This window comes from Paenibacillus sp. PL2-23 (assembly GCF_040834005.1).
In the GTDB taxonomy this organism is placed as follows: domain Bacteria; phylum Bacillota; class Bacilli; order Paenibacillales; family Paenibacillaceae; genus Pristimantibacillus.
Genome location: NZ_CP162129.1, coordinates 226,915 through 244,835, shown reverse-complemented (window position 1 = coordinate 244,835; position 17,921 = coordinate 226,915). Strand labels below are relative to the sequence as shown.

Annotated in this window: 18 protein-coding genes; 1 reads left to right on the top strand and 17 read right to left on the bottom strand. The window is 55.1% G+C overall.

Annotated features, from left to right (window positions below; all coding sequences use genetic code 11):
- Positions 1-66: 66 nt before the first annotated feature.
- The 9 genes from AB1S56_RS01125 to AB1S56_RS01085 form a co-directional block, all read right to left on the bottom strand.
- Positions 67-357, bottom strand: coding sequence for a hypothetical protein (locus AB1S56_RS01125; RefSeq protein ID WP_340871655.1), 291 nt, complete (start codon positions 355-357; stop codon positions 67-69).
- A gap of 186 nt (positions 358-543) precedes the next feature.
- Entirely contained in the window at positions 544-1,365 is an 822-nt protein-coding gene (locus AB1S56_RS01120; protein WP_340871636.1) for a lipoate--protein ligase family protein, read from the bottom strand.
- A gap of 376 nt (positions 1,366-1,741) precedes the next feature.
- Positions 1,742-3,301 (bottom strand): tetratricopeptide repeat protein, encoded by a 1,560-nt coding sequence (locus AB1S56_RS01115; protein WP_340871635.1) that lies wholly within the window; start codon positions 3,299-3,301, stop codon positions 1,742-1,744.
- Between the two features lie 57 nt (positions 3,302-3,358).
- Positions 3,359-4,075, bottom strand: a complete 717-nt coding sequence (locus tag AB1S56_RS01110) for a response regulator transcription factor (protein WP_340871634.1) — start codon at positions 4,073-4,075, stop codon at positions 3,359-3,361.
- Positions 4,047-5,558 carry a HAMP domain-containing sensor histidine kinase gene (locus AB1S56_RS01105; protein WP_340871633.1) on the bottom strand — a complete coding sequence of 504 codons (1,512 nt, stop codon included), beginning with the start codon at positions 5,556-5,558 and terminating at the stop codon, positions 4,047-4,049. Before AB1S56_RS01105 ends, AB1S56_RS01110 begins: the two co-directional genes overlap by 29 nt.
- 3 nt (positions 5,559-5,561) lie before the next feature.
- Positions 5,562-6,284 carry a hypothetical protein gene (locus AB1S56_RS01100; protein WP_340871632.1) on the bottom strand — a complete coding sequence of 241 codons (723 nt, stop codon included), beginning with the start codon at positions 6,282-6,284 and terminating at the stop codon, positions 5,562-5,564.
- The gene (locus AB1S56_RS01095) at positions 6,281-7,003 is read right to left on the bottom strand and encodes an ABC transporter ATP-binding protein (RefSeq protein WP_340871631.1); all 723 of its coding nucleotides are present in this window, start codon (positions 7,001-7,003) and stop codon (positions 6,281-6,283) included. The genes AB1S56_RS01100 and AB1S56_RS01095 overlap by 4 nt, the downstream gene beginning before the upstream one ends.
- Positions 7,004-7,031: 28 nt before the next feature.
- Positions 7,032-8,009 (bottom strand): hypothetical protein, encoded by a 978-nt coding sequence (locus AB1S56_RS01090; RefSeq protein ID WP_340871630.1) that lies wholly within the window; start codon positions 8,007-8,009, stop codon positions 7,032-7,034.
- Positions 8,010-8,134: 125 nt separating this feature from the next.
- Positions 8,135-8,443 carry a helix-turn-helix domain-containing protein gene (locus tag AB1S56_RS01085; RefSeq protein WP_340871653.1) on the bottom strand — a complete coding sequence of 103 codons (309 nt, stop codon included), beginning with the start codon at positions 8,441-8,443 and terminating at the stop codon, positions 8,135-8,137.
- 188 nt (positions 8,444-8,631) lie between these two features.
- Here AB1S56_RS01085 and AB1S56_RS01080 point away from each other — a divergent pair, with 188 nt between their 5' ends.
- On the top strand, positions 8,632-9,126 hold the full coding sequence (locus AB1S56_RS01080) for a lactoylglutathione lyase family protein (RefSeq protein WP_340871650.1): 495 nt from the start codon (positions 8,632-8,634) through the stop codon (positions 9,124-9,126).
- Positions 9,127-9,325: 199 nt separating this feature from the next.
- Here the strand turns inward: AB1S56_RS01080 and AB1S56_RS01075 are convergent, their stop codons facing one another.
- From AB1S56_RS01075 to AB1S56_RS01040, 8 genes are all read right to left on the bottom strand, one after another.
- Positions 9,326-10,756 (bottom strand): NAD-dependent malic enzyme, encoded by a 1,431-nt coding sequence (locus AB1S56_RS01075; RefSeq protein ID WP_340871629.1) that lies wholly within the window; start codon positions 10,754-10,756, stop codon positions 9,326-9,328.
- Between the two features lie 28 nt (positions 10,757-10,784).
- Positions 10,785-11,291 carry a DUF2179 domain-containing protein gene (locus AB1S56_RS01070; RefSeq protein ID WP_340871627.1) on the bottom strand — a complete coding sequence of 169 codons (507 nt, stop codon included), beginning with the start codon at positions 11,289-11,291 and terminating at the stop codon, positions 10,785-10,787.
- 30 nt (positions 11,292-11,321) lie between these two features.
- Positions 11,322-12,443, bottom strand: a complete 1,122-nt coding sequence (locus tag AB1S56_RS01065) for a Zn-dependent alcohol dehydrogenase (protein WP_340871625.1) — start codon at positions 12,441-12,443, stop codon at positions 11,322-11,324.
- 20 nt (positions 12,444-12,463) lie between these two features.
- Positions 12,464-13,954, bottom strand: a complete 1,491-nt coding sequence (locus AB1S56_RS01060; protein ID WP_340871623.1) for an aldehyde dehydrogenase family protein — start codon at positions 13,952-13,954, stop codon at positions 12,464-12,466.
- Entirely contained in the window at positions 13,951-15,276 is a 1,326-nt protein-coding gene (locus tag AB1S56_RS01055) for a lyase family protein (protein ID WP_340871622.1), read from the bottom strand. Before AB1S56_RS01055 ends, AB1S56_RS01060 begins: the two co-directional genes overlap by 4 nt.
- Positions 15,277-15,289: 13 nt before the next feature.
- Entirely contained in the window at positions 15,290-16,240 is a 951-nt protein-coding gene (locus AB1S56_RS01050; protein ID WP_340871621.1) for an ABC transporter ATP-binding protein, read from the bottom strand.
- A 98-nt stretch (positions 16,241-16,338) separates the two neighbouring features.
- Positions 16,339-17,259 carry a glycine betaine ABC transporter substrate-binding protein gene (locus AB1S56_RS01045; RefSeq protein ID WP_340871620.1) on the bottom strand — a complete coding sequence of 307 codons (921 nt, stop codon included), beginning with the start codon at positions 17,257-17,259 and terminating at the stop codon, positions 16,339-16,341.
- A 16-nt stretch (positions 17,260-17,275) separates the two neighbouring features.
- Positions 17,276-17,914 (bottom strand): ABC transporter permease, encoded by a 639-nt coding sequence (locus AB1S56_RS01040; RefSeq protein WP_340871618.1) that lies wholly within the window; start codon positions 17,912-17,914, stop codon positions 17,276-17,278.
- Positions 17,915-17,921: the final 7 nt, after the last annotated feature.

The following is a 17,921-nucleotide window of genomic DNA, read 5'->3' as shown; positions in this document are numbered from 1 at the left end:
CGGCAATGGAAAAGATGCTGGGGATATGAATATTCCCAGCATCTTCTCGTTCCGACCCATGGCCGTCTATTGTTTTCTCTCAAACTCCATATTTGCGGTTTCCAACATGGTCTTCCAATCCGGAAAATCCGTTTCCCGGTCAATATGCCGATCGAAAAGCTCACCGGTTATTTTTTCAATGTCTTGCAGCGACTCCGCCTGAAAGTTGCCTTTGTCCATAAACTCCTGGAAGCTGTTGAATCTGGAATGCTTTTTCATAAAGGAGTCATGAAAAAGCTTCTCCAATGAAGGCTGAGTGGAGTCGTCTTCAATTGTTTTGTGCCCTTGCAGATCCTTTAGCAGATCCTCAAATGACATCGGTTGTTTTTTCCTCAAAATATCACCCTAACTAGTTAATTTGGCAGATTCCATCTCTGGCCCTATGTTGAATAAATCATCCAATCCTGAAATGATTTTGCATCACATTTGTCTGACTACACTATATCATTAAACTGATCGTCACTGCCACTCTCCGCTTTCGGTTTACATAACGGCTACACATGGCTAGCTGCGCCCAGCTTCACCATAACGAGCCCGTAAGGAGACGATCTTGTCTTCTATTTCCTGCCGATTCGGAAGCAACGAAGCATCGTAAGCCGCTGCTCCCGTGCTTGCCAGGACGTTCTTCACCGCGCTGGCAAACGAAAAGGCTCCCATGGGTCCTAGAGCGTCAAGCTCCTCCAGGCTGGCTGTACTTTGGGTATCAACCAGGGGATGCCCCAGCGAATGGTCTCCGCCGGATGCGATATCGTAGAACTGCCGGACGAATGAAGCCCGAGAGCTGCCCGAGCCTTCCGCCACAACAAATGCTTGTATAATCGTTGCATGCACTTGGCGTCTCTGCGCGATTCCGCAAAACTTGCGTCCATGGATGCTGAGATCGTAATCTCCCGGGCAATAGGCCCCCTCAATGAGACCCTTCTGGACAACCTGGCCTGTACCGCTCAGCGCTCCGCTAATCAGCATGAACATGGACTCGAAGTCATACCGATAACCGGCATGACCCTCGCCGGCGTTGGGACAGATAAGCGACAGATTGACCACGCCGCCATCCAGAGGCACCGCGGCTCCTCCGGAATTTCGCACGACGACCGGCCAGCCGTGAGACGCCAGCCACTCCATTGCCTCTCGCGCGTAAGGCAGCCGAACATCCTGCGAGCCCAGCACAAATGCCTGCGGATGCCGCCATATATGACAGAGCGCCGGGCCGCCTTGGCCTGCTCGCCGACAAAGCAGCTCGTCCAGCGCAAAGGCGTACAGCGGATCGGAACCGCCCAGCTCATTCATGCGGTCCAGGACCTCTATCTTTTGCGGCAAATGGCTCATACCTGTCAGCTCCTCTCCGGACACGTTCATCTCCATCTACTATAGCGCGAGGCCAATGGCATCCCTCGTGTCGTTATTAACCGCTGCTGCACCACATTCGACGCTATAGCCACACCTCGTGTCGTTGCTCAACCAATTTCCCGCTCTCGAGCACCAACAACGATCCCTCGTGTCGTTATTGACCGCTGCTACACCACATTCGACGCTATAGCCACACCTCGTGTCGTTGCTCAACCAATTTCTCGCTCCCGAGCGCCAACAACGATCCCTCGTGTCGTTATTAACCGCTGCTGCACCACATTCGACGCTATAGCCACACCTCGTGTCGTTGCTCAACCAATTTCCCGCTCCTGAGCGCCAACAACGATCCCAAATCCTACACCGATATACCGGTGCTGCGGAGCAACGCCAACGCGGCTTCATGGTCCGGCTCCAGCTTCAGCAATTCTTGTGTGTAACGTATGGCGTCGTCTTCCTCGTCCAGCTCGAAGCAACAGATGGCCAGACAATAATAGACGGTGGAGACGATCTCCTCCTGGTCCTCCTGCACCGATATCTCCAAGAACCGTCTGGACTCCCGATACATCTCCATCTCGAACAAGATGAGACCGGCATCCAGCGCGAGATCATAACGGTGCGACAAGGTATAATACGAGGACCACATTCGCTCAATGCCCTGTAGAAGATCCTGCTTCTCTTCTTCATTCGCATCCACCAGCAAGCTGGAAATCCGCTTCGTGCTTTGAAGGAAAAATTCGGAGTCATAGCCGCCCAGACGCCAGAAGCTCAAGAGCTGCTGCAAGTCCATACGGTCGATCCCAGGATCTATCCATTCCTTCAAGGTAATAAACTCATCCGGACCGAAGCGCTCGATAAACCGGCGGTATGCTAACCGGGTTTGCAGACAATCCATCGGCTTGTCCACGTTAATGATGCAGGCCACATTAATATAATGGTAATGATGCGGCGGGAACAAGGAGAGCGCACCGCGCTGATCCAGAACATACTGAAAGGCATGATAGTTCGCCGTTAGCGAAAAGCTGCCATGAAGAATCAGCTCAGGAGGCTCCGCATATTTGAAGCTCTCAAGCAAATGATCGCCCTTGTCGGCCGTCAGCAACAGGAAGCCCGCCTGAGACAATTGATTCAGCCTGTCCAAGCATGCTAAGCCGGCGGTTGGGAATAGAATATGGGAATCCTCCAGCTCCTGCTGGTACTCCGCAATCACATCCCGATAGGGATAGCTCTCCTGCTCGTACTCCGGGGCCCGGCGATGCTCGTAATGCATGGATAATTGGTGAAGTGCCTCCGATGGCTTCAGCGTTTCCCACTGGTCGGGGAACTCGATCCAAACATCCGTTTCATACACTTGCCCCTCTCCGATATACAGCAGCTCATGAGGAAGGCTGTCGAATAGGTAGTTCGCCACAACGATTAACGGCTCCTGTATGACTCCTTCACCGATGGTGACGCCCGATACGACCAGGCTTAGCTCCGAGTCCTGAACGGCATCGAATCTTGCAAAGTCGAGTACTCCCTGGGCTATAAAAGCTTGCAGGGCCGGATGCTTCTGCCATCCCAGCACATTGTTCATAGCGAGGTCCGTCATGATGTATTTGTACGGTGGCAGCGTAATTCCCGCATAATCGATCAGCCGGGACAGCTCATGCAGCACCTGGAAGGCAAACCGCCCCACGCCAGCTCCAAGCTCCACCACATACACAGGCTCCGAGCCGTTTCCCTTCTGAGCCCGATCCTGAAGAAAACCGAATATCATTTCGGCATAGGCACCCGCGATAAGCGGATTGCAGGTTATGTATTGAGGGACCTGGTCGCTGTTCCACGCCCGCAGCCCCTCCCCTTCATAATAGCTTTTCTGTAAATCCCATATGGGTGCTTCGCTGAAACGGTAACGCTGTTTGTTGGCACTCGTCATATTATCCATTCCCATTCATTACAGTGATTTGTATGTTATCCATTCATGTTTGGCTAGTTACACCTTGAACCGGTAGCCTGCTCCCCAGACGGTCTCAATATACTGGTGCCCCGCCGGGTCCTTCTGAATCTTGTCGCGGATCTTCCCCACATGCACCGTGACCGTGGCGGCATCGCCATAATGGTCAATCCCCCAGACCCGGTCCAGCAGCGCATCCTTGGAGTAGACCCGATCCGGGTTCTCCGCGAGGAACAGCAGCAGGTCGAACTCCTTCGCTGTCAGCGCAACCTCCGCCCCGCCCAGCGTTACCCGTCTGGCATCGACCTGGATCGCGAGCTCGCGAATGTTCAGCTCACGCGACTTCCGTACATGCGAATGACCGGCGCCCCCAGCGACACCGGTCAATCGGTCATATCGTTCGAGATGCGCCTTCACCCGCGCCACGAGCTCTGAAGGGCTGAACGGCTTCGTCACATAATCGTCCGCCCCCAAGCCAAGGCCTCGGATCTTGTCGATATCCTCCTTGCGAGCGGACACCATCAGCACGGGAATAAACCGGGTCTCCCGAATGCGCCGCAAGAGCTCGAAGCCATCCATGCCCGGCAGCATCACATCCAGAATGATGAGATCATATGGCTGCTCCAGCGCCTCCTCCAGCGCTTGACGGCCGTCTGCCCGAAGAGTCACCTCATAGCCATGCACCTCCAGGAAATCACGCTCCAGCTCGGCGATCGCTTGATCGTCCTCAACGACTAATACCTTCCGCTTCGACATCTCCCGCTCTCCCCGCTTCGTTGTTATCCCGTATCAAGGGGATGCTAATCATGACCGTCATGGACTGGCCCTGCTCGCTCCGCGCATGGATAGTGCCGCCATGATACGCAACAATCTGCTTCACAATAGCAAGCCCTAACCCTGAGCCGGCCACGTTCTGATTGCGGAACGCATCCGCGCGGTAGAACCGATCGAAGATCCGCTCCTGCTCATCCGGTCTCATCCCCGGTCCGTTATCTGTCACCGCTAATATCCAATTGCCCGACTGCCGCCCGATATATACGTGGATGTGGGGCTCCTGCTTATCCATGAATTTCACCGAATTGCCAACAAGGTTTAACAGGACGCGTCTCATCTTCTGGACATCCATCGTCACCGTATCGTCTTGGCCCGCCTCATATTCGCCTGTCAGACGCACGCCCGCGCTCTCGACCTCCAGCTGCAGCTCGGTCATCATCTGCCGATAGAACGACTCCAGCGGTACCGTCTCCATATGGAACCGCTCCTGCTCAAGATCCAGCTTCGACAACAGGAACAGATCATCGATCATTCGGTCCATATCGAGCGCCTTCGCGTAGATGACGTCAATATATTTTTTCAGCTTCTCCGGATCGTCCGCGATGCCTACCCGAATTCCCTCCACGTAACCCTTGATCGAGGTCAGCGGCGTCTTCAAATCATGGGAAATATTCGAGATCAGCTCCTTGCGGTTCTCCTCCAACGCCAGCTGTGCTTCAATCGATCGCTGCAGCTCGCTGCGCATCTTCTCATACGAGCGAATGACGCTCCCCACCTCGTTGCGCGCCTTGGATTCCAGACGGAAGTTCAGGTCCCCTTCCGCAATACGCCGGGAGCCCTGTTCCAGCTGTCGCAGCGGTCTAATAATATCCCTCGTCGTAATCCAGAGCAGTGGAACGAGAATAATGCCGACTAGAATCGCGATGCCGAGCAGCACAAATATCTCGAAGGAGTTCGTCTTGGACTCTGCCGTCGTCACGTCGGCGATCAAGTAATAGGTTAAGGGATCGTCGATGCCAGGGAAGTCGTAAGTCACGGCAAGCAGCTCGCGTTCCTCCCACGCGCTAACGACGAATAAGTCTTCTTGCTTCGACTGAGCCGTGGACACATCCTGCCGCAGCTGACTCAAGAACGCCTCCCCTTCGCTAAGCGCGCCGTAGCTGTCCCATTGCTCGCCTTGCCGAACGACAAGGAAGCCCCCGAATGGCTGCAGCCGATCCCCGATGGAGGCTGAGAATTCGGGAGACGTCAGCTCCTCTGGCGCATACCGCTCCGCATAGCGCAGGTCCACGAACAGATCGATGCCACGGGAGAACGCTTCATGCGCGGTCTGCTCCTTCACGATTCCGCTTGCGAGATACGAGAGAACCGCCGTCACAATGCCGATCCCGGTAATGGCCACGATCATCGCCGTCAGGATAATGCCGAATAAATAGGTTAACATGAGCTTCAATCGAATGGACATACGTCAGTACTCTTTTCTTAGGAAGGCCAGCAAGCCCAATATAGTGCCAATCATATAATAGGCGATTATAAATAGCAACGTTGAAGCCGTCATTCTGGCATCCCCTCCGTACAGGAGTGGCTGCAGCCAATCCGCATAGCTCGTCACGAGGAATTGATTCAGCTGCGGCTCAAGAAAACCGACGGCGCTCATCGCCATCCACAGCACGACGCTCACCATCAGCCCAACACCGCTGCTCCCCACCCATAGGGACACCGTGTTCGCCCATACAACCAGCAAGCCGCTGAACAGAATGGCGCCGCCCAGCTCCGCTATACCCGCGCCAAGCGAGGATGCCGCAGGCACACCGTGCAGAATAAAGCCTCCAATGAACGTCGGCAGGAACATACCTAGAACAAGGAATGCGCCAGCCGTCCAGCCTGCGAACCATTTGCCCATAAAAAGAAACTCTCGGCTGATCGGCAGCTTTAGCGCATGCTTGTTTTTATCCTTGCATTCGCCTATTATCAGATCGCTGCCGAGCGTTCCCATGAGGAATGGGACCACGACCGCAAGCAGCAGCTCCATTGCCGTCAGAGGCAGGTTATCTTCGAGCCCCAGGCGGTCCCCAATGAAGACAAAGAGAACACCAATGAGGAAGGAGAGCAGCAGCAGCGCCTTCAGCTTGCCTCCAAGGAACAGCTTGCGCAGCTCCTGTGACGTGAGGTACCTCATCTGCGCGATCATATAGCCTCGCCCCTCTCCCGTGCGAGATGATGCAAATAATAGTCCTCCACGCCCCCAAACGACTCTCGAATCTGTACAACGCCCGCTGTAGAGATATGACGTCCCTCGTTCACGATGCAAGCATGCGTCATCCAGTCCTCGATATCATGCACCTGATGGGACGACACGATGACGCTCAAGCCCGTGTCGCTTACAAGGCCGCGCAATAGAGAAGCCATCTCTCGCCTGCCCTCGATGTCCATGCCTGAGAAGGGCTCATCGAGCAGCAGAAGCTTAGGCCTATGGATCAGGACGCTGGCCAGCTCAAGCCGCTGCTTCATACCGGTGGAATATTTTTTGATCTTCAGGTTCCAGTGCCTCGTCATGCCCACCAGCTCCAGCGTCTCCCGGATGCGCGCTTCGTCAACACCCGGATATAGCTTGTGGTAGCATCGCAAATAATCATACCCCGTGAGATAGAGGTACGGGGACGGCTCTCCAATCATGAGGCCCATGTACGGCCTCGTCCGCTCCGGCTGCTCCGCGACGGAAGCGCCATTCCAGCACGCTTCCCCGCGGTCAGTCCGTATCCAGCCGGCCATGGCCTGCAGCGCCGTCGTCTTCCCTGCGCCGTTCGGCCCCAATAAGGCGACCACCTCACCGGCTTGCACGGTGAGGTTCAGCCCTTGGATGCCGCGACCGCCGGGGTAGGCCCTCGTCAGATCGTTTACTGTAAACATAGGTGTGGTCCTCCCGAGGTCAACCCCATTAGCTGCGGCTGCGGTCGTCGAATGTGTCCGCGTCGATCCATTCCACCGACTTGCCGGCAGGGTCGTACGCCTCTGGCGTCGTGGCATTGACGCCGCTAACGTTGCCAGCACCCTCCAGCTCCACGCGGTGAGTGACGCCCGCCTTATCCTTGCCGCTCACTTCAAGCTCGCCCTGCATCCCTTGCACCTCGTTGTTCGCGTCGACCGTCATTTGCAGCAGGACACGCTCAATGGTAACGTCCTCCGTCAGCTCTGGCAATCGCGCCTCCAGGTCGATTCCCTCAAACCCTTGGAAGAACGGAAGCTGTCGGAGCTGCTCCCATTCCGCATGAGCCTGCGGCGTATGCGCACGCCCTATCTGTTCCTCGGCTGATGCCGCGTCCATGATGAGACGCGCCAGAAGCGGAATATCCTCCTTGCTGATGTTGACCGTTATCGTCCTAAGACCATCCGCCTGCTTCGCCACACTGAAGTTATCCTTCAGGTCGCCAACCATGAAATCCAGCAGCGCTTCCTCCGCTTTGTTCATTGGGCGGCCCTGGGCCTCCTGATCCTCCGACCCATTGCGGTGCTCGCGAGCGTGTTCATCCTCCAAGTTGATCACCTGGTAATGCAAGTCATGCGTCCGGTCGACGAGATAGACCTCGTCCTCGCCGCTGCTGTAGAGGCTGGCTTGCCGCTGGACGCCCATGAGCGTGAAGTCGAGGTCAGCGCTGACGTTAGGCTCGCCGCCTGCTTCCTTCATCTTCATCAAGCCGTCCGCCTCCAGCACCGTCTCGCCGTCCACCGTAATCGTGAAATTCCCGTTCACTTGCGCGCTATCTATTACGGCCCCCGAGGTATGGTTCGCTTTCAGCACTTCCTTGAACGCATCGTAGCCTGCCGTGTTCGGCGTAAATGCAAACGCCGTCGCCGTAAATAGAGTCATGGCACCCACTGCCGCGCCGATCATAATCAATTTGTTTTTCTTTTTCATCGCTCACTCGCTCCTTTAAGGTTGTATGGCCTCTCTCTTGCCTACAACCTTAGTCTAAAGGAGGAGTCTAAAGCGCCTCGAAAGCAATTCGAAAATTTTTATAAAGTTTGGGGGACGGAGGGGAGCTATCCTTGTTCATGTAGTTCTATATGATTTTCACTAGCATACTGTTTGGTCCAATCACATAATACGTTGATTACAGGAATTAAACTCTCTCCATATTTAGTCATCGCATACTCTACTGTAGCTGGAACAGTGGAATAAACTTTTCTCGAAATAATATTGCTGCTCTCAAGCTCTCTAAGCTGTTCAGTAAGAATTTTCTGAGTGATATTCGGTATGGATTTTTTCAACTCCGTAAATCTTTTTCTTCCTTCAATGAGATACCAGAGAATCATTAACTTCCATTTCCCGCCTAATAAGTCTATAGTCAGGCCTAAAGAGCAGACAACTTTTTTTAATTTTCCCCAATCTAAATTCTCCTATCATAAGTAGTTACATTTTCGTAACTATAGCACAAAAATGTGCCGTATTGTGATCCCAAAACCTATACGTATAATAGTCTTTACGAAGCAAATACTAAATATGTGAGCGTTATTCGCATAATATGGGAGTGATTAAAATAACTTATCCAAGAGCATTTTCACACATAGGTTTATCCGTTACTAATGTTGATCAAGCGGTGAAATTTTATCAAAACGTTATGGGCTGGTATGTGGTGATGGAACCGTCAGAGGTAAAAGAGGAACACGATACAGCGATAGGGCAAATGTGTATCGACGTATTCGGCCAGGGATGGCAAACCTTCCGTATCGCACATATGGTAACATCCGATGGAATCGGAATAGAGCTATTTGAATTTCCTAATAGCGAAAGGCCAAAAGATAATTTTGAATACTGGAAGTCAGGAGTGTTCCACTTCTGTGTTCAGGATCCAGATATCGAAGGGTTGGTAAAGAAAATAGTAGAAAACGGCGGAAAGCAGAGGATGCCTATTAGAGAATATTATCCCAATGAAAAGCCTTATCGAATGTGCTATGTAGAAGATCCATTCGGCATCATATTCGAAGTATATAGCCATAGCTATGAAGTGACCTATTCTTCAGGAGCTTACTAATAAGAGAGAACCGTATCTTGGGATACGGTTCTCTGCTTTAGCGCTTAGCCATAGCCAAGCTACGCTCGTTGTGTCCATTACGTTAAGCATGGATGGGTTTGCGTGTGTGCTGCTATTTCGATTCCTAGATCGTGGGCGATCAGGCTATCCAAACTTGATAGCTATTCATGCGATAAGCCAGACTATTCTTGATCTGTCGTCAGTTCCGGAACTCCTTCGGTATGCGCCGCGCCACGCCGGTATCCATAGCGGCGCGAACGACACGGTCACGAATCCGTTCCACCACGGTCTGGTCGAACACGCTGGGAATAATGGAGTAGCTGCTCAGCTTGTCGTCAGGAATGACAGACGCGATCGCCTCCGCTGCCGCCAGCTTCATCTCTTCATTAATAGTGGACGCTCGGCAATCGAGCGCCGCCCGGAAGATGCCGGGGAAGCAGAGCACGTTGTTAATCTGATTCGGGTAATCCGAACGCCCCGTTGCCGCCACGGCGACGATATCGTCGATCTCGCCCGGCACGATCTCCGGCTTGGGATTGGCAAGCGCGAACACGATAGGGTTCGGTGCCATCTCCAATACGTCCTCTCGGGTCAGAAGGCCTCCCGCCGAGACGCCGATAAAGACGTCCGCCCCCTTCAACGCGTCCTTCAGCGTCCCTGTGCGGCGATTCGGATTGGCCGCGTTCGCGAACGCATTATGGACGTGATTGCCGTAATCCACTCCCCCGACAAGAATGCCGCCCTTATCGACGCCGATTAATTCCTTCACCCCGGCGGACATTAGAATATTGCTAATCGCAACGCCAGCTGCCCCGATCCCGCAGATGACCACAGTAGCTTCGGAGAGCGTCTTGCCCGCGACCTTCAGCGCGTTAATGAGACCGGCATATGCGACAACAGCCGTGCCGTGCTGATCGTCGTGGAATACCGGAATGTCGAGCTCCTCCCGCAGCCTCTGTTCAATCTCGAAGCAGCGCGGCGACGAAATATCCTCCAGGTTAATCCCCCCGAACGCCGGTGAGATTGCCTTCACCGTACGGACGATCTCCTCTGTATCCGTCGTATCGAGACAGATCGGGAACGCATCTACACCGGCAAACTGCTTGAACAGCATGGCTTTCCCTTCCATAACCGGCATGGCCGCCCTCGGTCCGATGTTGCCGAGGCCCAGCACGGCGGTACCATCGGAGACGACCGCTACAGTGTTGCGCTTGACGGTCAAGGAGAACGCCTTGTCCGGATTGTCCTGAATAGCGGCGCACACCCGGGCGACATCCGGCGTGTAGACGCGGGACAAATCATCCCGGTTCTGAATGGTCACCTTCGGCGTCACCTCGATCTTGCCCCCAAGGTGCAGCAGAAACGTGCGATCGGACGTGTTGACGATGCGAATGCCCGGTATTTTGCCGATAGCTTCCGTAATGAGCGACACGCCGGATGCGTCCGCGACGTTCACCGTCATGTCCCTGATACTGCTGTCGGGGCCAATATGGATGGTGTCAATGGCGATAATATCCCCGCCCAAGCTGGATACGATGTTGGCGACGAGCCCGAAGCTCATTCGTTCTCCGCTAATGTCGAGACGGATGATGACGCTGTTGCCGCCGCGATCTTGAATGTGATTCCCCATGAGTGTAGTCCTCCGTTTCTAAGGCGCGCTACATGCGCCTAACCATAAATCCACCATGAAACGCCTTGGGCTCGTAGCTGACAATGAAGCAGTTCGGATCGATGGCCAGCGCGTCCCTGTGCAATTGCTGGTGCCGCTTCCTCGGAAGCACAACGTTATGCACCCAGCGGCGCCCCTCCAAGCCGTCGCCCGCCCAGCGAGTTACGCCGTAGCCCTTAGCTCTGAGCTGATCCGCAAGCTCCCCGAATTCTTCCTTTGTCGTGATCTGCACGGTAATGTAGCCGAGCGCGAGCCTCTCCTCGATTTTTACCCCCAGCAATACGCCGGCGCCGTAGCTTAAGCAATAGATCAGCAGGTTCACAGGGTTGTCTAGATTGTCCAGCACAAGCTTAAAACCGATGACATAGATGCCGATCTCGACTGCGCTCATCATCGAAGCGATATACCGGAAGCCCTTCACCATCAGAATGAATCGTACAGAGAGCATGCTGACATACGTAATTTGCAAAGCCATGATCGATAAGATGACTGTCATCCCGCATCCCCTCGTTTCCCGGTAGGAACGTTACGCTTCAGCTCTGAATTCCACAACCGTGCGCCCGACATTCACACAGCATGGATCGTGAAAGCCATTGATTGCCTTATTGATGTCCTGCAGCGGAATGCGGTCCAGAACCAGCTCATCTAGCTGGAACTTGCCGTCCAGATAAAGCTGGGCAATGATCGGGAAATCGCGGAACGGATGAACGTCGCCATAAAAGCTGCCCTTCAGCACCTTGCCGACACGGTGGAAGCCGCCGGCAGGCAATGCCAGCTCCTTCTTGGGATTGAATGCGCCGACGACGACCGTCGTGCCGCCCTTGCGCGTGCCCTTCCATGCAGACTGGGCCGCCATCGTATTCCCAGAGCAATCGATCGCATAATGGACGCCAAAGCCGCCCGTCAGCTCCCTGAGCGCTTCCGCTGCGTCTACTTCACCGACGTTCACAACGTCGGTCGCCCCGAATGTGCGAGCAATCTCCAGGTTTTTGGCCTTCAGGTCGCAAGCGATGATGCGGCTCGCTCCCGCAATCCGCGCGCCTTGGATCGCGTTGACGCCGACGCCGCCGATGCCGAACACGGCTACTGTCGAGCCCGGCTTCACCTGCGCCGCTCGAACAGCCGCGCCGAAGCCAGTCGCGACGCCGCAGCCGATCAAGGAGGCTTGGGCCATCGGCATATCCTCCGGCATTTTCACACAGCTCATCTCCGGCACAACGGTATATTCCGCGAACGTGCTGAGCAATGAATTATGGTAGATGCCTAGCCCGTTCTGGCTCAGCCTCGATGTCCCGTCCAGCAGTGTGCCTGCAAACATGGGGCCGAAGGCCGATTCGCACAGATGGACTTGGCCGGTCTGGCAGAACTCACAGGTGCCGCAGAATGGCACCCAGCTAAGAGCGACCTTGTCACCCGGCTTCACCGTCTTGACGTTCGGACCGACCTCCATAACGATGCCGGCTCCTTCGTGGCCGAGAATGGTGGGAATCGGCGTCGTCTCGTCCTCTATCGCATTGAGGTCGCTATGGCAGACGCCAGTGGCCAGTATCTTCACGAGCACCTCTCCCGCTTTCGGGGGGGCCAGCTCCACCGTTTCAATGGACAGAGGTTGATGCGTTCCTCTCATTACCGCTGCAAGCATGTTCATTGTTCCGTTCCTCCCGCTTCTTAATGGGCAATCCAGATTGCCTTCATTCTCGTGTATGACGCCAAGCTGTGAATGGCATACTCCTTGCCCCAGCCGGATTGCTTGAAGCCGCCGAACGGGCTGGCGATGTCGTAGCAGCCGTAGCGATTGACGAATACCTGACCGGCGTCCAGCCGCTTCGCCACGCGATGCGCCCGCGCCACGTCGTTGGTCCATAATCCAGCCGCCAGACCGTAAATCGTGTCATTGGCGATTCGTACCGCCTCCTCTTCCGTATCGAAAGGAATGACGCACAGCACCGGACCGAAAATTTCCTCCTGCGCGATCTTCATGTCATTCGTAACGTCCGCGAAGATAGTGGGGCGAACGTAATACCCTTCTCCGTTCGTTCCCTCCATATCCCGATAGCCGCCTGCTGCCAGCCGGGCGCCTTGCTCCTTGCCGCTCTCGATGTAGCGGAGGATGCTCTCCATATGCGCCTTCGACGCCTGCGGACCTTGGTCGCTCGCGGGATCGAACGGATCGCCGAGCTTGTAGCCCTCGGCGTACTTCGCCAGCGCATCGACGACACGGTCGTAGATGGGACGCTCCACAAGCAATCGGGTAGGGGAGCTGCACTTCTCCGCCTTATGCGTGAACAGGCCGTAGAAGGAGCGCTCAATCGCCGCATCCAAATTCGGCGCGTCCGCAAAGATGATGTTCGGCGACTTGCCGCCAAGCTCCAGCGTGACCGCCTTCAGATTGGAATCCGCGGAATCGTGCACAAGCTTCTTCCCGACCTGCGTGCTGCCCGTGAAGGATACCTTATCCACATCGGGATGCGAGGATATGAACGAGCCGGTGCGACCTTCGCCCAGAATGAGGTTGATGACGCCCGGGGGCAGCAAGCCCGCTTCATGAATGATCTCGAATAGCCGGATCGCCGACAACGAGGTTACACTTGATGGCTTGAGCACGACCGTATTGCCCATTGCAAGCGCGGGCGTCAGCTTCATCGCAGCCATGTCGATTGGGAAATTCCATGGCACGATCAAGCCGCAGACACCGACGGGATCGCGAGTTGTGAAGCTCGTGAAGTTGCCTTCGACGGGATTGACCTCGCCGTAATATTTGTCTGTCCAGCCCGCGTAATAGTCGAAGAAATCGGCGGCTTCCGCCACGTCGTCATAGTACGCTTCCTTGTACAGCTTGCCGTTGTCCAGACTCTCCAGCGTCGCCAGCTCGTCTTGATGCTCGCGGATGAGCGCAGCGATGGCGTGCATCCTTCTGCCGCGCTCCTTGCGGGACATGTCCTTCCATTCCCCTGACTCGAACGCCGCTCTCGCAGCCTTAACCGCTGCGTCCACGTCGTCGCCGGACGCGCCAACGAATGAGCCAATGATGGTTCCATTCGCGGGATTAACCGTATCTATCGTCGTGCCGGACGAGCCGGCAATCCATTCGCCGTTAATATATAGCTTCTTCGTATCCTTCAGCCACTCGCGGGCCCACTCCAATCGTGGTGCTTTCATTCTCGTTCAACCCCTTTTTCGTAGATAGCGCGAATTTCTTCCCTAGACTTTTCCTTCAGCCATTGACTGACTTGTGTATACCCGTACTTCTCCTTGAGTGTGACGACAGCCGGAATGAACGTGTCCGACAGCTCCCGGCATCTGTTCTCGTCGGCTTCTATGCCCACCATGCATTTATCTATAAATAAAGTCGCCGCCTTCTCCAGCATGCCGATCATATCAAGCACATTGAACCCGGCGAAGCCTTCCCATACGTTCAAGTTCAATTCGCCATGCTCCAGCGATGCCTGAACGGCCCGGTCGAGGCCGCTGACCTGGAAGCAGCACTGGATAAGCGTCTCCGGCACAACCGGGTTAATCTTGCCGGGGAAAAACGACGATCCCGCCTGAACCGCCGGCAGCCGAAGCTCGCCGAAGCCCGCTTCCGGACCGGAGGACAGCAGCCGGAGATCCTTGGCCAGCTTAATCAGCACACCGGATAACAATTGCAGCTCCGAGGAGACGGCCGCCAGATCGTCCATGTTCTGTGCCGCGTCGTAGAGATTCTCCCGATGACGCAGCGGCAACTCCGTCACCGCCATCAGGGCGTCCAGAATGTTCTCTCGATAGACGACTGGAGCTCCCAGGCCCGAGCCAATTACTGTGCCTCCAAGGTTCACGGCATGCAGCTCCGCAATGGCATCAGCAAGATGCTTGGTCCTGCGCCTTAGCCCGGATGCGTAGCCGCCGAACATCGTGCCGAGCGTACCCGGCATCCCATCCTGCAGGCAGGTCCTCGTAATGGTCGGCACCTTCGCCAATTCTTCAGCTTTTTGTTCCAGCGCTTCAATAAGCCGCACCAGCGCCAAGTCCAGCTTCTCTCCGCTTCGAATGACCGCGATACGCAGAGCGGTATGGCAAACATCCGACGTGGATTGCGAAGCGTTCACATGATCGGTGGGATGTACCGGGGAGCTCCCGTTGAAGCTGCCGACAATCTCATTCGCAAGGCCAGCAATTACTTCGTTCATGTTCATGTTGCTGCCGATGCCCCCGCCGCCATGATAGGGATCGACGATAAATTGCTCGTTATAGCAGCCAGACCGAACTTCCTTGCAAGCCTGCTCGATGACTCGCGCTATCGCTCGTGGAAGCAATCCGGCGCGTTCGTTCGTTCTGGCCGCCGCTAGCTTCACCTCGGACATCGCCACGATGAAGCCGGGATAAGCCGCAAGCGTTCTGCCTGAGAAGCTCATATTCGTCGCGCTTCGGAACGTCTGAGCGCCATACAAGGCGTCATCCGGCAGCTCAACCCGCCCGAATGCGTCTTCTACGTACCGCACGATGATCTCTCCTTCAGTTCGCCAGTTTAGTCAGAATGCGTTCCATCGTAACCATGCCGACCCTGACATTGCTGTCATTGACAACGGGGTATTCGCGCACCTTATCCTCGACCATGCGATTGAATACGTCCTTCAGACCATCCTTCAATGCAACACTTTCTGATGAGGAAGCCGACTCCCATCCGCCTGAGGTATAGACGTCCGACACCTTCAAGAAGCCCATCTTGCGGTATACGTCCCTCTCGCCAATGAGCTGCCGGATGAAATCGTTGGCCGGATTCGTCAATATGTCGTAAGGCGAGGCGAATTGCACGACCTTGCCCGCCTGCATGACGATAATGCGATCCGCCAGCCGAAGCGCTTCATCGACGTCATGAGTAACGAATAGAATCGTCTTCTTCAGCAGCCGCTGAATGCGGTGAAGCTCATCCTGCAGACTCGTTCTCGTAATGGCATCGATCGCTCCGAACGGTTCGTCCATGAGCAAGATTTTGGGCCCGGCCGCCATGGCACGAGCGATACCGACTCGCTGCTGCTGGCCGCCCGACAATTGGCTCGGCCTGCGCTTCCGGTACGTCTTGGGATCCAGATGCACCATCTCCAGCAGCTCGTCAATCCGCTTGTCGATTGTCGCTTCGTCCCACTTCAGAAGCCTCGGCACGACCGCAATGTTGGCTTCAATTGTCATATGCGGGAAGAGGCCGTTCTGCTGAATGACGTAGCCAATTCCCCGGCGAAGCTGCTCCGTCTGCATGTCGCGAATGTCAGCCCCGTCGATCTCAATCGAGCCCGCCGTCGTATCGTAAAGCTTGTTCACCATTTTCAACAAAGTCGTTTTGCCACAGCCCGACGGACCAAGGAAAACGATAAACTCGCCTTCCCGGATGTCGAGCGAGACATCGTCCACCGCCCGGGAAGCAGTGTTCGGATACTGCTTCACTACGTTTTTGAACACGATGCTCATTCCGTCTCCCCCTTATGAGAAATTCAAGTCTAAATCATTGACAAGAGCGGACCGAAGACTCCAGTGAGCCTCGGTCCATGCGCCTTGAATGAATGGTTCTATTCCGTAATGAGTTTATTGTCAATCAGGAATTGTTTGGCCACATCTTCAATTTCCGCTTTCTCCGGACCGTCCACTTTCCAGTTCATCGTCTGCACGGCAGCGTCCGTCAACAGCGGGGCCAGCGCGTTCAGCTTTTCTTTGATAATAGGCTCAGCGTCCAGCTTCTCCTTGCGGATAAGCGGAGCGACGTTATATACCGGGAAAAATCCTACGTCGTCTTGGAGCAGCTGCAGACCCATGCCAGCGATTTGGCCGTCAGTGCCGACCGATACCGTCACGTCGGATTCGTTGCTCTCCAGCGGCTTGTAACGAAGGCTGTAGTCGATCTGGAATTGCTTCTTGAACGCGAAGCCGCCTTGGTCGGCGAATACCTTCTGCAGGCCCGGCAGACCGTCCTCGCGAACGTCGAATTCCTGCGGATAAGACAGCACCAGGTCCTTCGTGTGCTTCGCCAGATCGCTATAGGTCTTGATGCCGTATTTCTCAGCCGTTTCTTTCTTCATCGCGAAGCCATAGGTGGCATTCTCGGAAGCCGGTTCGAGCCATTCCAGATCCCATTGCTTGAAGCCTTCGCGCACCTTCTGCAGAGCGACCGCGGAGTCCTTCTCCGGCTCCTTCTGCTCCAGCATGACGCCAAGTCCCGTCCCCGTATATTCCGGGTAGAGGTCGAGGTCTCCCTTCTTAAGCGCTTCGAATGTCGGCGCCGTACCGCCAAGGCTAAGCTGCCGCTTAACGGAAATGCCCATATCTTCTAATATAAGCGCATACATTTCGCCAATGAGATGATTCTCCGTATTGTCCTTAGAGCCAACGGTCATCGTCAAGTCGGATTTGCTCTCTTTACTTTCGCTGCAAGCTGTAAGCGTTGTTGCCAGTACCATAGCCGCAATCAGAGATAGCCAGAAACGTTTTTTCATTGAAAATCTCTCCTTTTTAGTGCGAATAGTTTGTTTTGCGCTGCATGTAGCTGAATACAATTTCGCTCAGGATGGCGAGCAGTGCCACAGGTACCGCCCCGATCAGCAGGAAGCTCTTCGACATCATGCTGACTCCGTTAATAATATAGCTGCCAAGTCCTCCGCCGCCGATAAGAACAGCAAGCGTTGCGCTGGCGATGATCTCCACCGATGCGATCCGGATACCGGCCAGCATGACCGGCAGCGCCAGCGGGAGCTCGACCTTTATAATGGTCTGGAGAGGCGTCATGCCCATGCCCCGCGCCGCTTCCTTAATGGCGGGATTAATTTCCCGGAAAGCGACGTACGTATTGATCAGGATGGGCGGGCATGCCAGAATGGTAAGCGCCACCGCGGCCGGAGCGAACCCGACGCCGAGCAGCGGCATCGCAAGCGCCAGTACAGCCAGGCTGGGAATAACCCGTACAATATTGACCGCATTGATCACGTAGTTCGCTATCAATAATTTTCTCGAAATCCAGATTCCGAGCGGAATGCAGATCAGCATCGCTGCAATCATGGAGAAGGAGCTAAGCCAGATATGCATCTTCATATTGGCGAAGAATACAGGCGCATTCCCTTCGAAGTACTCGCGAATCTGATCCAGAACCTTCACGGCTCAC